The following is a 13272-nucleotide window of genomic DNA, read 5'->3' as shown; positions in this document are numbered from 1 at the left end:
CGGCGACCGGGGACGTGTTGGAGCGGTTAATGGGCAGGTTGGAGTGGGGGAAGAGCGCGATCCCGCTCGTACACCAACTTGTTCAACTCGAGCGGGGAAGCACCGCCTGCAGCGATGCTCCGCGTGGTGGTGATCGGTCTGGCTCGTCGTACACCTGTCGCCTTCCCTTCGGCCTGACCCCACCGTCGCGGGAGACGGTGCGCGCGATTTCGATCACCGCGCTGGTTGTCAGCATGTCGATAGTGGCGGCGCCGCGCGCCGGTTCGGGTCCGGCGATGCGTGCACCACGCCCCAGCAGATCGCGCAGGTCGTATTCGGACAGTCGTGACGGTCGCGTGCGGATCACCGCGCCGTCGAGCACGATGTGGATGCTGCGGTCGCTGGCCCACACCGTGACCTCGCGTCGGGCCAGCGCGGCGTGAACTTGAACTGCTGATCACCCGGCAGCAGGAGCCGCGCTCGCGGCGTCAGCACCGCCTCCCATTCGACGCCGTGAACGACGTCGCCCAGCGCGTGCTCCGCGGCCGGAGCCAGGCGTTGCCTGGGACGCGGCGGGACCACGGCGTCGAGGACGTCGGGAACCAGCGGGTCGGTCACCACGGGTATCGGGGGGACCACGTCGACGGGCGCCGGGCGAAATACCGTCGCCGGCGCCATCCCCAGCGATTGATGTGGACGGCTGTGGTTGTAGCCGTGCACCCAGGCGTCGATCGCCTCCTGAGCCGCCTCGATGCTGGCGAAGGGGCCCGCCGAATCCAGGAGCTCACAACGCAACGTCTTGTGGAAGCGTTCGATCTTGCCGGTCGCTGTTGGGGAGCGGGGTTTCGTCAATCGCGTGGTGATGCCGTTCTCCCGACAGATCCGCTCGAAGAGAACCTCGGCTGGATAGGGCTTGGTGAATCGTCCGGTGAACTGTTTCCCGTTGTCGGTCAACACTTCTGACGGCACACCGTAGGCCGCCATCGCCGCGGTGAAGGCCGCGCACACCGCGCGCGCTCCGGGATCGGCGACGACGGTGGCCATCACGACGAACCGGGAGTGGTCGTCCAGAGCCGGATGCTGCGGCTGCTGCACCTGCCCCGCGCCGATTCCGATTCGGTTCACGCCGCGCTTGTAGCGCGCATGCAGGACCTGCCGCCCGAGCTGATGCGCTCGATCACCTGGGATCAGGGCACCGAGATGGCACGTCACCTCGCCACCGCCGACAAGCTCGGCGCGCCCGTCTACTTCTGCGACTCCCGCTCACCGTGGCAACGCGGTAGCAATGAGAACATCAACGGCCTCCTACGCGACTACTTCCCCAAGGGCGTAACCCTGCGGGGCCATTCATCGCAGCACCTGCTGGCCGTGGAGAACGAACTGAACAACCCCCCCGCAATGTTCTCCAAGACCGTTGTCCCGCGGACCTATTCGCCACTCTGCTAACCTCGGAATGTCCGTCGGTGTTGCGACGTTGACTAGAACCCACCCCGCGGCCGACAAGCCCGAGCCTCCGGGAAATCCATTGCGATTCACTTGACCAGCCGCACAGCCACAACCCCTTGTCCACAATCCGAACCAAGGCGTCTGATCTTGTCCCGCCTCACCGATTAGGGTATTGCACGGCCGACGTGTTGACGGGCGTTGCGTTGGCGGGCGTCCCCAACGCGGCAAGCTTCGCTCCGCTGTCCCGATAAGACTTAAAGGGACCCCCGGGAACAGTGAACTCCTTCAACGAGATCCTGTTGATTCCGATGACGTAAACCGGTGTCGGCTGGCCTCCCGAATGGGGAGCATCGAACGTGTAGCACGTTCCCGCCTGCACTGTCGCCGAGCCCGCACCGTAGTCACCGTCTGAGTTATCGTAGAACTGCAGCCTGGCCGCATAATTGCCCTGAGCGCACAATTGAACACGCCCGGCGCCGATGGCCGCGTTCGCCGTTCCTGTCGCGCTCAGTGCAACGACGGGTGCCAAAGCGATTCCTATCGCTGACACCAGACGCATGTCCGGGATAATCCTCACGCGAACATCTCCCTTCCGGCTCACACGCCATGCAGCCACGATGACCGACGACGTAGATTCGAGTATTCACGGCAGCCGCGCGGGGTGCAGCTGGCGCAGCTCACCAAGCAAGTTGGCCCAAAAGTCCCTTGGCCTGGCGAGAATTGCGAAGTCCCGTGAATGGAGGAGGACTTTAGTGAACCCCCTCAGAGAATGCAACATCGGTCCTAGGCTGCGGCGGTCTCACAACCGATCCTGTTCACCCACGCACCCATACGACCCACGAAGCAGTGTCGGAACATCGCGTTCCGTCGAAGTGAGCATCATCGATCATCGAGTTCTGCAACGTGTTTGGGTGCGCAACGCAACCCTCCGCACGGTACCCTCGAGGCAGTTGGCGGTTCAGCAGCAGGCGGATCAGCCCGTCCCGTGCACATGGATGCGAGGTGCCGGCGGCAAGCGTGTCCGCCTTCGCGCGATCTCTTAATGCCGAAGCCGGCGTATATGTCGTTCGGGCCGCCCAAAATGCACTCCTTGCCATTCGGCCCGCCTATGTCACGGCACCACAAGCTGCAGGGACCGGTCGCTGCTCCGAAGCTCGTATCAATATTGACATCGGGACAACACGGTGTCGCCAATGGGCATTGGGGCTCGCCTAGAAATCTGCCGCCGTAATGATGCACTGGCCCAACGACTTCTGGCGTGTGTCGTGGATGCAAAGGTCGCGAGATGACCGAGACCGTCGTGGCTGGGGAATCGTCACAGATCCCCGACGATGAGGCCGCTGCGGGGGCAGTCGACGTCCCGTGTGTGCGCGAGGACGCGCGGGCTCGGAAGCCGCTGCGCCAGGCCGCGACGCGGGGGCGTGCGACGATCACGACCCGGCCGGGCATGGAAGTGCCCGCTACCGCAACGAAACCCGGTCCAAGACCGTCCTGACCGAATTCCTGGGGCCGCATCGACATCGACGTGCCACCCGACCGTGCGGGTACCCTGGAGCCACACATCGTCGGGAAGGTGTCAACGCCGTCAGACCGACGTCGGCGAAGTGATCCCGTCGCTGTACACCCGCGGGATGACCACCGGCCTCCGTGCACTACTGCGCGTCCGCCAAGACCGCGGCGGGGTGCCGCGGGGTCAACAGCGGGAGGCCATAAGGGGAACGAATGGCCCACATGACCGGTGTGTGCCTGCATCGGCAATGGTCGTCGTACGTTGGACGGGAAGACGACAGAGCTTCTCATCGGCCCGAGCCGATCTCTGCGTTCCCTGCGGGAAGCCTCGCCCGGCCGAAGGAGCGTCATGCAATCCCACTACGACTACGTGGTCATCGGTGGTGGAACGGGCGGCTCGGTGGTGGCGAGCCGACTCTCCGAAGGCGACGCCACCGTGCTGCTGCTGGAAGCCGGTCCCGAGACGGCACCCGCCACCGTATCGGACGTCGACGCCTTCCCGGCTGAAGTACTTGGTAGCGGACTGGATTGGGCCCGAACGACGGCACCGCAACCGGGCACTGCGGGAGCGGTGCACGTCTGGTCGAGCGGCAAGGTGCTCGGTGGTTCCAGTGCGACCAACGCGATGGCCCACATCCGCGGGCATCCCGCGAGCTACGATCGCTGGGCCGAGCACGGAGCGGTCGGCTGGAACTACGACGACATGTTGCCGTACTTCAAACGCAGCGAGACCGCTGCCGGAAGGGACCCCGCGCTTCGCGGTACTGCCGGCCCGCTCGCCGTGACGCAGGTGAGTCCGGATGGGTTGGGAGCCGAAGCCTTTCGCCAGGCGATTCTTCAGGCGGGATATCCGGCCACCGGCGACGTGAATGGCCTCCAGCAAGAGGGCGTATTCGCCTTCGACATGAACATCGTCGACGGCCGCCGCCAGACTACGGCTGACGCATACCTCGGCCCGGTGAGGGGTCGCGACAACCTCGACGTCATCGGGGGAGCAACGGTCCGCAGGTTGCGAGTCGACGCAGGTCGTTGCGTAGCAGTTGAATTCACCAAGGGTGGTTCATTACACAGCGTCGGTGTCGATGGCGAGGCGGTGGTCGCCGCGGGATCCGTCGGGGTCACCTCACTTGTTGATGCTGTCGGGAATCGGGCCGGCGGCTCACCTGCGCGAGGTCGGCGTCGACGTGGTGCTCGACCTACCGGGTGTTGGTCGGAATCTGCAGGATCACATTCAAAGTAGGTTGGTCTACTCAGCACGGCAGCCGATGCGTTCTGCCAGCAACGGGTTGTGCCGAAACGGTGCGATGCTGCGCACCGGGAGGTTCGATAGCGCCGCCCCGGACGTCTACCTGATGATGTTCGACATGCCCGCCCCGCCCGCAACGATTGGTGTGGATTTCGCCGTCCCGCTGCCCGTTACCGGCTACACGATCGCGTTCGCGCACCAGGCGCCGCCCGCCAGTCGCGGTTCGATCACGTTGGCGAGCGCGGACCCCGACGCGCCTGCAGTGATCGACCCCCGCTACTACGCGGAGGACGACGATCTGAAGGCCATGCTCGCTTACCTCGACGTTGCTCGGTCCGTCGGCGAGGCCGACGCACTGAGTCCGTGGCGCGAGTGCGAGGTGTGGCCGGGTCGGCACGTGGACGCCAACGGATTGCGCGACTACCTCCGGCGATCCTCCGGGACTTCGTATCATCCGGTGGGTACCTGCCGCATGGGCAGCGGGTCCCTGGCGGTGGTGGGCAGCGACCTCCGCGTCCACGGCATCGACGGCTTGCGTATCGCCGACGCCTCTGTCATGCCGGAGATCATCAGTGCGAACACGAATGCCACGGTGGTCGCGAGCGCCGAGCGCGCATCGGAGTGGATCATCGGCCGATCGAATGAACCCGATCATCGGCCTTTCCGGCAGCCGGTCCGGTGATCCACGCTGGACCTCGCCGGGCCGTGGCCCGCTATGGCGTTGCCGCCGAGACGTGTTCAGGACCCGTCTGGACCCAACGCGGCTCGCCGCCGTCTCGCACGATGCGACCGCCCCGGTTGCCGGGAGACGCGCACCCCATCCGATCGCGCCGGTGACCTCCAGATCCCGCGCCAAACGAATCCGTGCGCGTACCGCCTTGGTCGGGTCCTCGTCGGCGTGGTCGGTCCAGCCCACTTCCACGAGCAGGGCGGGGTGGTGTGCGGTATCCCCGAGAAGGAGGACCGGGCCCTGGTTGGTGTGGACCTCCACGATGCAGTTTCCGGCCGAATGCCCGGCGAACAGTCTCAAGTCGACACCGTCGACGATCGTGGTGCGGTCGAGCGACGTGAGATCGAGTAAGTCGGACACCGCGAAGATGTGCTTGCGAACCCCCGCCCAAGCGGGACTTTCCTCGTTGACGTGATCGAGTCCGGTGAAGTCGTTGCGGTGAAACACATGTCGCGGCTCTCTCGAATACCGGCTGGCCGCCGGGCGAGCGAGCCGAGCAGTCGAGCGCTGTGGTGGTGTCGGATCGAGTCGTCGTTCAAATCGTCGAGCACATCGGCTACGCCGGGACCGATTCCGCTGTCGATCAGGATGTTTCGGCTGCCGGAGCGGACCAGGTACCCACCCATCGGCAGAATCCAGCCGCGGTCACCGACCACGGTGGCGAGGTCGACTAGTTGTGATGTCCAGGGACGTTGTCCTGATTTGTATCGGTGAGCCTGTGTGACAGGGAAGGCCTCCGGTTGTGAAGTGGAGCTGTCTAGAAACCGCTTCACCAACCAGGAGGCCTTCGTGTCCCACGCTAATGCTGCATTGACCCCGCGCGCTCGATTGAGGCTTGCTCGGCTCGTCGTTGAGACCGGCTGGACCTACGCCGCCGCGGCCAAGTTGTTCATGGTCGCTCCGCGAACCGCCAAGAAGTGGGCCGACCGGTACCGGGCCGAGGGCCCGGCCGGGATGGTCGATCGCAGCTCGCGCCCGCACGTCAGTCCGACCAAGACTGCGCCTCTAGTCATGCGGCGGATCGTGGACATGCGATGGCGACAGCGGTTGGGACCGGTGCAGATCGGCGGACGGCTCGGAGTGCCGGCCTCGACTGTGCACGCGGTGTTGACTCGGTGCCGGGTCAACCGACTGTCCTACATCGACCGCGTCACCGGGGAACCGCTGCGCCGCTATGAACACCCTCATCCCGGATCGCTCGTCCACGTCGACGTCACCAAGTTCGCCAACATCCCCGACGGCGGCGGCCACAGGTTCGTGGGCAGACAACAAAGCAAACGCAACGCCATCGCTACCGGCCACCGCACCGGCGAGCGTGGCGGCCAATCAACGCACTATCGCCCCAGGATCGGAATAGCGTTCGTGCACACTGTGATTGACGACTATTCACGGATCGCCTATGCCGAAGTCCAGTTCGACGAGAAAGCCGCCACCGCGATCGCCGTACTGCAACGCGCCGTGATGTGGTTTGCCGCTCGCGGCGTCACCGTGGAGCGGGTCCTATCCGATAACGGATCGGCCTATCGCTCTTACGCCTGGCGCGACGCCTGCACCGAACTGCACATCACCCCAAAGCGAACCCGTCCCTACAGACCGCAAACCAACGGCAAGATCGAACGATTCCACCGAACCCTGGCCGACGGCTGGGCCTACGCCCGACTCTACGAATCCACCGAACAACGCAACACCGCGCTACCAGGCTGGCTGCACTTCTACAATCACCACCGAGCCCACTCCGCCCTCGGAGGCCGCCCACCGGTCACCCGGCTGACCAACCTCCCTGGACATCACAACTAGTCGTCGGGGGCGGATGGCAGCAGGGTCAGTAGTGCTCGTGCATCCGTCCCGAGCTCGGCGTCATCCAGATAGTCCAGTCGGTTGATCGCCATGTGGGCTCCTCGTCTCGTCGTGCCGCGACTCCCACCGCGTCCACGTATCCAGTCGTTGTTCGTATTCCGATCGCACGAAGTCGAACATGGTCGGCCCGAGTAGAACCCGCAGCGGCGGTTCGGCGGCGTCGACCACCTCGAGGATCACGGCTGTCGTGGTCGCCGGATCACCCTGTGCGCCCATGAAGTCACCCAGTGCTCGTTCCGCTTCTCGATGGGTGGCCACGTACTCGGGCATCTCCGCCGCGAGGGTGACCGACTGGTTGAAGCCGGTGGCGTACGGGCCGGGTTCCACCAGCGTGACGGAGATGCCTTGCGGGCCGACCTCTTGCGCCAGGGCTTCCGAAACGGCTTCCAACGCGTGCTTCGAGGCGCTGTAGAGACCGAAACGGGCGGCAGTGACCAGTCCCGCACCCGAGGACACCTGGATGAAGTGGCCGCTGCGCTGAGCCCGCAGATAGGGCAGGGCGGCTCGCGTGACCCACAGTGCGCCGAAGAAGTTGACCTCCATCTGTTCGCGCACCTGGGTGGACGACGGTTCCTCGACGAAACCGTAGAGCCCGTATCCGGCGTTGTTCACCACGACGTCGAGCTGGCCGAAGTGCTCGTGCGCCGCACGGACGGCGGCCGAGGCGGCCGACTCGTCGGTGACGTCGAGAACCAGTGGAAGGAGGCTGTCGTGGTAGTCGACGCTCAACTCGCGCAACGTCGTAAGGTCCCTGGCGGTGGCGGCCACCCGGTCGCCCCGCCGGAGAGCGGCCAGCGTCCACTCCCAGCCGAAACCCCGAGAGGCCCCCGTGATGAACCAGACTTTCGACATGTCGCCCTTCTGATCGGATTGGACAGATGTGCGTTCGGTGGTCGACGGTCGACGTGGCGCGCTGTCGACTGCACCGAAGCTCGAGGGTAGAGACAGTCGCACGGTGCTGAGCGAGGTCGGACGCATCGCAGCCATCGACGCCGCGAATCGCGTTGTTTCGCAGGTCTTCCCGCCGCCTCCTCGTCTTGAGACCGGGTGACTGGGGGTCCCCCGACGACGGATGCCGCCCCTGGTCGATGTCGGGCGATGGCACCGGTGACAGTGCGCCATGAACTGCGCGAGGGGCTGTCGGGCAGCGAGCCTCGTCAGAATGGCTGTATGCGGCGCAGGCAACCGGCCACGCCCGGACGCTGCGAGTTGAACGAGGGGCACACCGATGACGACATCTCACTTAGGGGTTGGTGATCGATTCCCCACCTACACCGTCACCGTGGTGAACAGCGGTGACCTAAGCAATGCCGATGTGCAGGATCCGTACAGCCACTTCGCCACTGCGCGAAGCAGCGATCATCAACGACGATGGCGTGTCATCTTCTTCTGGACCAGAGACGCCGATCCGCTCAGCCGCGCGGAGATCACCGCCTTCGGGACGCGGCACGACGAGTTCAACCGCCGGCAGGTGTTCGTGCTCGGTGTGTCCGTCGACACCAAGTACAGGCACTTCCACTGGCGTTTCCATCACCACCATCTCAAGAAGTTGCCGTTTCCCATCGCCAGCGACTTCAACCACGCCTTAACGGCCGACGCGGGCCTGCTCAACGACTACGGCGTCGCGGAGCGAACCACCTTCATCGTCGATCCGGGCAACGTCATCCGTCACGTCTCGGCTGTGTCGAGTTCCGCGGTCACGCACGTCGACGAGATACTGGGTGCGCTCGACGAACTCATGGCCGGAACCGTGGGCGACGGCCCTGCCGATTCGTCACCGCGTGACAACGCATGGGCCGCAGGGTGTCCGAGCGTCCAGAGGCCGTCCAGGTGCTGTGCGAGGTGGCGACGTACCGCGCGGGGTGAGGTTCCCAGTTCGGCGTCGAGCGCACCGAAGGCCGGGCGGTCATTCCAGCCAGTTCTGGTGACCGGCCAGTTCCATCAGTGCCGCTCGGACGGCGACGATCTGAGGCGCATTCAGGGGCGGCGTCACGGTCAAGAGCAGCTCGGTGACGACATGCTCGAACTCCGTCGCCGATAACACTTCGACGTAGTCACCCGGTGACGACTCACCGCCGTCGGACTCCATCTGCCCTCCGGTTTGATTCACCGACGCACCGCCGCGGGGGCGTACCGACGTCGCGAACTGTCCGCGCTCGCCATCCTCGACATCGAAGGACACCCGTGCGCCGGGCCGTGCCGAGGACTTCTCCATCTCGAGATCGTTCGCATGCAGGAACACGTCGTCGCCGCCGCTGTCGGGGGTGATGAAACCGTAACCCCGAACCGTGTCGAATCGAACGATTCTGCCAGTCAATCGCATAACCACACCTTCACCCGAAGCAAACACCAGCACTGTAACAATCTCCGGATCCAGAGGACATGGCCGCCCGACCCGCGGAGGCGTCACCTCACGTGGTGCCGCCTACGGTGCCCGTCCACATCGACGACCGTCATGTCGAGCTTTCGAGGGATGAATCCGGTCGTCCGTACGCTACTCGTTGTGCGGATGATCGCATGTGCATCTCCCGCGGGGACGTCGAGATCCGTTCTGATCACCGGTGTTCGGCCAGTTCGACCAGCTGGAGTCCGGTCAGCGGACACGGATGCGAGATGCTGAAGACGACTGCGTGAAAGGGGATTCGGGTGAGGGACGTTGTCGAGCTCGTCGGAGTGCTGGATCCGGCGTGGCCCTGGCTGGTGGCGGATCTGGACTCCAGCTTCGCCGACTACGCCATCCTGCCGCCCGAGCCGCAGAGCTGCGAGGCGGCCCTGCATCAGCTGCAGGTGACCGCCCGGTCGCCGCTGGGGGCCGTCGTGTTGAACACCGCCGGTGTGCTCGTGCACGGAGGCTGGCTGCGGATGTACGGCGGGTCCGGTGGTGGATCCACGGGAATGCCGAGTATCGGCGAGGTCAACGGATTTCCGGCCGACCCCGTCCCCGGCTGGCAGCCGGCGGCTGGCCTGATCATCGCCCACGACGTGCTCGGTGGCGTCTTCGCGCTCAACGGGGCCCATCCCCAGCAGCACGGCAGGCCGGGGGTGCCGGGCAGCGTCGTACACTTCTCTGCCGCCACCCTCACCTGGGAGGACCTGGACATGGGCCACACGGAATGGCTGAGCTGGGTCGTGGAGGACGCCACGAGCCACTATCGCGATCTGCTGTGGCCGACCTGGCGCGCTGAGTGTGCCGCGCTCGGCCTACGAGAGGGAATCTCGGTGTACCCGTCTCCCTGGTCGGATGAGGCCCAGCAGGACATGGCAGCCACCACCCGTGGTGCGGTACCGCTCGAACAGATCCTCGACATGCACGCTGCGTCCTGCCTGCAACTCGTCCTCGACGATCCCGGCGCCCTCGGCTTCAACAGAGGGTGACGACGTCGCCAGACCGTTCCGCGCGTTGATGTGGCACAAGAATCGGTATGGTTCAGGGTCGAAGCTCCGCGGCCCACACCTCGTCGACGAACGATTCCAGGAGGCGGACGCACCGCCTGCTCTGCGCAGCGGGTTCATCGGTGGTGGCGAGGTAGTCGGACAGGACAGCGGCCTGTTTGGCCGCAGACCACATACCCTCTCCACGAAGGGGGTTGAGGCTGGCAAGCGAGTCGCCGATGAAGAGCAGTCCGGTGGGGAGGTCGTCGGGATGCGTCACCGGTCGCCGGTGACTCGCGCGGTGGTAGAACGTGGCCGCCTGGCCCACGGGATCACCGATCATCGCTGCGCCGAACACTTCCGGTGAGGTCGCGGCGATGTCCCTGACGTCGTCGCGCGTGGTGGCGTGCCGGTTTTGCCCGTACGTCATCGTGACGACCTGCCATCGGTTGCCTTCGATCGCGTAGAGGGCGATACCGGCTGGAGCCGTCTCGGTGCCAGCTGTTTGCGATGCGCTGAACTGGTTGAGCGCGCACGTTATTCGTGGTTCGCGCGGTTCAGCGGGACGGGTGAACAGTGTGGTGGTGTAGCCGAGGCCGACCGGGACGCGCTGGCTGATCGGGACCCGGAATCCGTCGTACTCAAGCCGTCTCGTCATCCTGCTGGCGCGGCCCATGGCGTCGACCGCCAGGTCGACCTCGAGAGTGCTCTCGCCGCCGCTTCCGACTCGGTAGTTGATCGCGTTGACGGCTCCGTTTCGATATCCGAGGCCGGTGGCCCTGGCCGCCAGCACGTCGACATTCGGCAGCGCCGTCACGCGTCGGCGGATCTCGTGCTCAAGCAAGGGTCGACTCGCCATGAGCATGGTGGCGTCGGGGAACTCGACGGGCACGCCGTCGAGGAACAGTCGATGCTGTCCAGGGCCCGCCAGGGCGGCACCGTGGGCCCGGGCGTCGCGCGTGAATCCGGGAAACCAGCCTTCGAGGAGGGTCAGCCCGTCCGGTTGCAGGAAGTGCCCGTGCCTGCTCTGCGGGACGGTGGCGCGTGCGAATGGCCCCGTGGGCGTGTCGGGTTCGAGGATCACCACCCGTTGCGCGTGGTCGGCCAGGACGCGTGCCGCCAACAGTCCGGCGAAGCTTCCGCCGAGCACGGCGGCCACCCGGAACGGGCCGGGTGCGGGCTGTCGGCGTGGCCGGTTATCGAGTTGGTGAAGCGGGTTCTCGGGCATCGCACACCTCGCAGACGAGTCATCGTCGACGCCGGTGCTGGCGGGTAGGGCGTGACGAGAATTACGGACGGTCAACGCGCACGGTGCATCGCGTCCCTCGACGCGACCCCCGCTGCAACCCGTTATGCCAGACGGTGAGACAACTCGACGATCGACGAGTTGATGCCGCACATGAATGAAAGACGAACCGTCCCGGCACTCTTCGGATCGGTATGGGCCTGTCGAACTCCGAGTACCATCGTCTGATGACAGTCGAGATGCCCGCGCGGTGGGAGGTCACCGACGACGTCGGCGTGTTCACCGACATGCTGCGCAACTGCTATCTGCCCTTCGCGACGACCGGATTGAGCGGTGGTCTCGAGGTCTTCTCGGCGACGGTGCGGGAACAGCCCCTCGGCCAACTGCGTCTGATCGACGGGCACATGGCTCCGCACGGCGGCGTGCGCAGGCGTCGGCAGGTCAGCTCGACGTCGCGAGACGTGGTCGGGTTGCAGTACGTCTTGGCGGGCCGCGAAGTCGTCTACCGCGACGGCGACCTGCTTTCGCTCGGCCCCGGTGAGTTCATGGTCTGGGACACCGACGTCACTGGCGGCTACGAGATCGTCGAGGCCGTCCGCAAGAGGACCTTGATCCTGCCGCGCGGCCTGGCGGACGCGCTGCTGCCCCGATTTCACGATCCAGCCACCATCCGGGTGATCCGCGGCAGCCAGGCCGCTTCGCTGCACACCCTCTTCGACGTGCTTGCCGTGTTGAGCGACAAGCTGTCCTCGATGACTCCGCAGGCGACCGAGAGGGCGGCACAGTTGGTGATTCAAATGCTCGCCGATCTGGGCGGCGGGGCGGGCCAACGGGCCGGGGGTCGACGTGGTGCTACGGCGCTGTGCGAGAAGGTGCTGGCCTATGTGGAGGACAACCTGGCCGACCCGGCACTGAAACCGGCGACGGTAGCCGCGGCCCACTACGTGTCGATCCGCACTCTGTATGACGCACTGCAACCCATCGAGGTTCCATTGGCCACGCACATCCGGGCTCGTCGCCTGGCGCGCTGCTACACCGACCTGGTGACGACCGACGACCCGGTCGGTGACATCGCCGCACGATGGGGATTCACGAGCATGGCGCACTTCAGTCGCGCGTTCAGCAAGCAGTACGGGGTCGCGCCGAGTCGCAGCCGCGGAGCCGCGTAAACACCACGCGCAGATCGGCAACCGAAGCGCACAACTGGTCAACCGCCGCAGTTCAGCCTCGCCCTAATCTGAATCCGGTGGGTCACGTCGACCCGCACGCATGCGCTCGCGCGCTGCGGCACAACCCGATTCGAAGATGAGGCAAGTCCAACATGTCAGTCGCCGAAGTACGAACCGATCTGGTCCTCGTTCACACCGCGCAAACCGCCACGATTCACGCATCGATCGACCGGGTGGACGTCGCCGACTGGTTGTTGAACCTCCCCGACGCGGAATACCGGCGTTGCGCGCCACCCGACCACATCGCGGCGGGGTCGACGACCACCGATGATGGGCGACCGATGTCGATCAACGTCGAGCAGGTCGGCGGCGGACTCGTGGTCCAGCACTACGTCGCCGAAGTGCACGAGCCCCACCACTGTCACATGGTATCGATCAGCGACCTCCAAACGCCGTTGGGTTGGACCACGATTCAAGTGATATGGGACCTCACGATCACCGCGCGAGACGATGAATCCTGCGAGCTGACCAACCTGGTGATCAGCCATCCCACCGGCGCATTTCTCGACGCGTTGCAAGCAGCCGGCCAGCAGTTCGAGGAGACGGCGCAGGGCCTGCAGCACGCCGTCGCAGAGCACAACCAACTCGAGACGCCGTTGTTCGCGGCGAGCATCGAACGCAAGGCGCAGGCGGCGATTTCGGACTAGGTGCGGTCTCC

9 protein-coding genes and 4 pseudogenes are annotated in these 13272 nt (G+C 65.5%); 9 read left to right on the top strand and 4 right to left on the bottom strand.

Translation table 11 applies throughout. The annotated features are described in order from the left end of the window. Positions 1 to 181: 181 nt before the first annotated feature. Positions 182 to 1050 (bottom strand): annotated as a pseudogene (locus G6N61_RS00695) (integrase core domain-containing protein); the annotation flags it as partial. On the opposite strand from G6N61_RS00695, the pseudogene G6N61_RS00690 reads away from it, so the two are divergent. From G6N61_RS00690 to G6N61_RS00675, 5 genes and pseudogenes are all read left to right on the top strand, one after another. Next, positions 1003 to 1457, top strand: a pseudogene (locus G6N61_RS00690) (IS30 family transposase); the annotation flags it as partial. The pseudogenes G6N61_RS00695 and G6N61_RS00690 sit on opposite strands and share 48 nt — an antisense overlap. 1253 nt (positions 1458 to 2710) lie before the next feature. Further along, positions 2711 to 3068, top strand: a pseudogene (locus G6N61_RS31410) (transposase); the annotation flags it as partial. Positions 3069 to 3283: 215 nt separating this feature from the next. Continuing rightward, positions 3284 to 4174, top strand: a complete 891-nt coding sequence (locus G6N61_RS00685) for a GMC family oxidoreductase (RefSeq protein WP_163916262.1) — start codon at positions 3284 to 3286, stop codon at positions 4172 to 4174. Then, positions 4068 to 4862, top strand: coding sequence for a GMC family oxidoreductase (locus G6N61_RS00680; RefSeq protein ID WP_235887125.1), 795 nt, complete (start codon positions 4068 to 4070; stop codon positions 4860 to 4862). The genes G6N61_RS00685 and G6N61_RS00680 overlap by 107 nt, the downstream gene beginning before the upstream one ends. A gap of 837 nt (positions 4863 to 5699) precedes the next feature. Next, entirely contained in the window at positions 5700 to 6707 is a 1008-nt protein-coding gene (locus G6N61_RS00675; RefSeq protein WP_163916602.1) for an IS481 family transposase, read from the top strand. Positions 6708 to 6767: 60 nt separating this feature from the next. Here G6N61_RS00675 and G6N61_RS00670 read toward each other — a convergent pair whose 3' ends face one another. Further along, positions 6768 to 7619, bottom strand: a complete 852-nt coding sequence (locus G6N61_RS00670; protein WP_163916258.1) for an SDR family NAD(P)-dependent oxidoreductase — start codon at positions 7617 to 7619, stop codon at positions 6768 to 6770. Between the two features lie 376 nt (positions 7620 to 7995). On the opposite strand from G6N61_RS00670, the pseudogene G6N61_RS31285 reads away from it, so the two are divergent. Next, positions 7996 to 8379 (top strand): annotated as a pseudogene (locus G6N61_RS31285) (redoxin domain-containing protein); the annotation flags it as partial. A 294-nt stretch (positions 8380 to 8673) separates the two neighbouring features. On the opposite strand, the gene G6N61_RS00660 reads toward G6N61_RS31285, so the two are convergent. Further along, the gene (locus tag G6N61_RS00660; protein WP_163916254.1) at positions 8674 to 9090 is read right to left on the bottom strand and encodes a cold-shock protein; all 417 of its coding nucleotides are present in this window, start codon (positions 9088 to 9090) and stop codon (positions 8674 to 8676) included. A 323-nt stretch (positions 9091 to 9413) separates the two neighbouring features. On the opposite strand from G6N61_RS00660, the gene G6N61_RS00655 reads away from it, so the two are divergent. Beyond that, positions 9414 to 10142: a DUF2625 family protein gene (locus G6N61_RS00655; RefSeq protein ID WP_163916250.1), complete on the top strand. Its 729-nt coding sequence runs from the start codon at positions 9414 to 9416 to the stop codon at positions 10140 to 10142. A 52-nt stretch (positions 10143 to 10194) separates the two neighbouring features. Here G6N61_RS00655 and G6N61_RS00650 read toward each other — a convergent pair whose 3' ends face one another. Next, positions 10195 to 11367: an NAD(P)/FAD-dependent oxidoreductase gene (locus G6N61_RS00650; RefSeq protein ID WP_163916248.1), complete on the bottom strand. Its 1173-nt coding sequence runs from the start codon at positions 11365 to 11367 to the stop codon at positions 10195 to 10197. Between the two features lie 245 nt (positions 11368 to 11612). On the opposite strand from G6N61_RS00650, the gene G6N61_RS00645 reads away from it, so the two are divergent. Both G6N61_RS00645 and G6N61_RS00640 read left to right on the top strand, forming a co-directional pair. Continuing rightward, complete coding sequence (locus G6N61_RS00645) at positions 11613 to 12554, top strand: helix-turn-helix domain-containing protein (protein ID WP_163916245.1); 942 nt, start codon at positions 11613 to 11615, stop codon at positions 12552 to 12554. Between the two features lie 152 nt (positions 12555 to 12706). After that, positions 12707 to 13261, top strand: a complete 555-nt coding sequence (locus G6N61_RS00640; protein WP_163916243.1) for a hypothetical protein — start codon at positions 12707 to 12709, stop codon at positions 13259 to 13261. Positions 13262 to 13272: the final 11 nt, after the last annotated feature.

The sequence above is a fragment of the Mycolicibacterium arabiense genome, from assembly GCF_010731815.2.
Lineage (GTDB): Bacteria > Actinomycetota > Actinomycetes > Mycobacteriales > Mycobacteriaceae > Mycobacterium > Mycobacterium arabiense.
The sequence above is the reverse complement of the archived record's forward strand: the minus strand, read 5'-3'. Positions and strand labels throughout refer to the sequence as shown.

What these genes read in the sequence shown, in the direction of transcription:
- G6N61_RS00685 (WP_163916262.1), top strand. Translation starts at nt 3,284, where the DNA reads ATGCAATCCCACTACGACTACGTGGTCATCGGTGGTGGAACGGGCGGC.
- G6N61_RS00660 (WP_163916254.1), bottom strand. Translation starts at nt 9,090, where the DNA reads ATGCGATTGACTGGCAGAATCGTTCGATTCGACACGGTTCGGGGTTAC.
- G6N61_RS00680 (WP_235887125.1), top strand. Translation starts at nt 4,068, where the DNA reads ATGCTGTCGGGAATCGGGCCGGCGGCTCACCTGCGCGAGGTCGGCGTC.
- G6N61_RS00670 (WP_163916258.1), bottom strand. Translation starts at nt 7,619, where the DNA reads ATGTCGAAAGTCTGGTTCATCACGGGGGCCTCTCGGGGTTTCGGCTGG.
- G6N61_RS00640 (WP_163916243.1), top strand. Translation starts at nt 12,707, where the DNA reads ATGTCAGTCGCCGAAGTACGAACCGATCTGGTCCTCGTTCACACCGCG.
- G6N61_RS00645 (WP_163916245.1), top strand. Translation starts at nt 11,613, where the DNA reads ATGACAGTCGAGATGCCCGCGCGGTGGGAGGTCACCGACGACGTCGGC.
- G6N61_RS00650 (WP_163916248.1), bottom strand. Translation starts at nt 11,367, where the DNA reads ATGCCCGAGAACCCGCTTCACCAACTCGATAACCGGCCACGCCGACAG.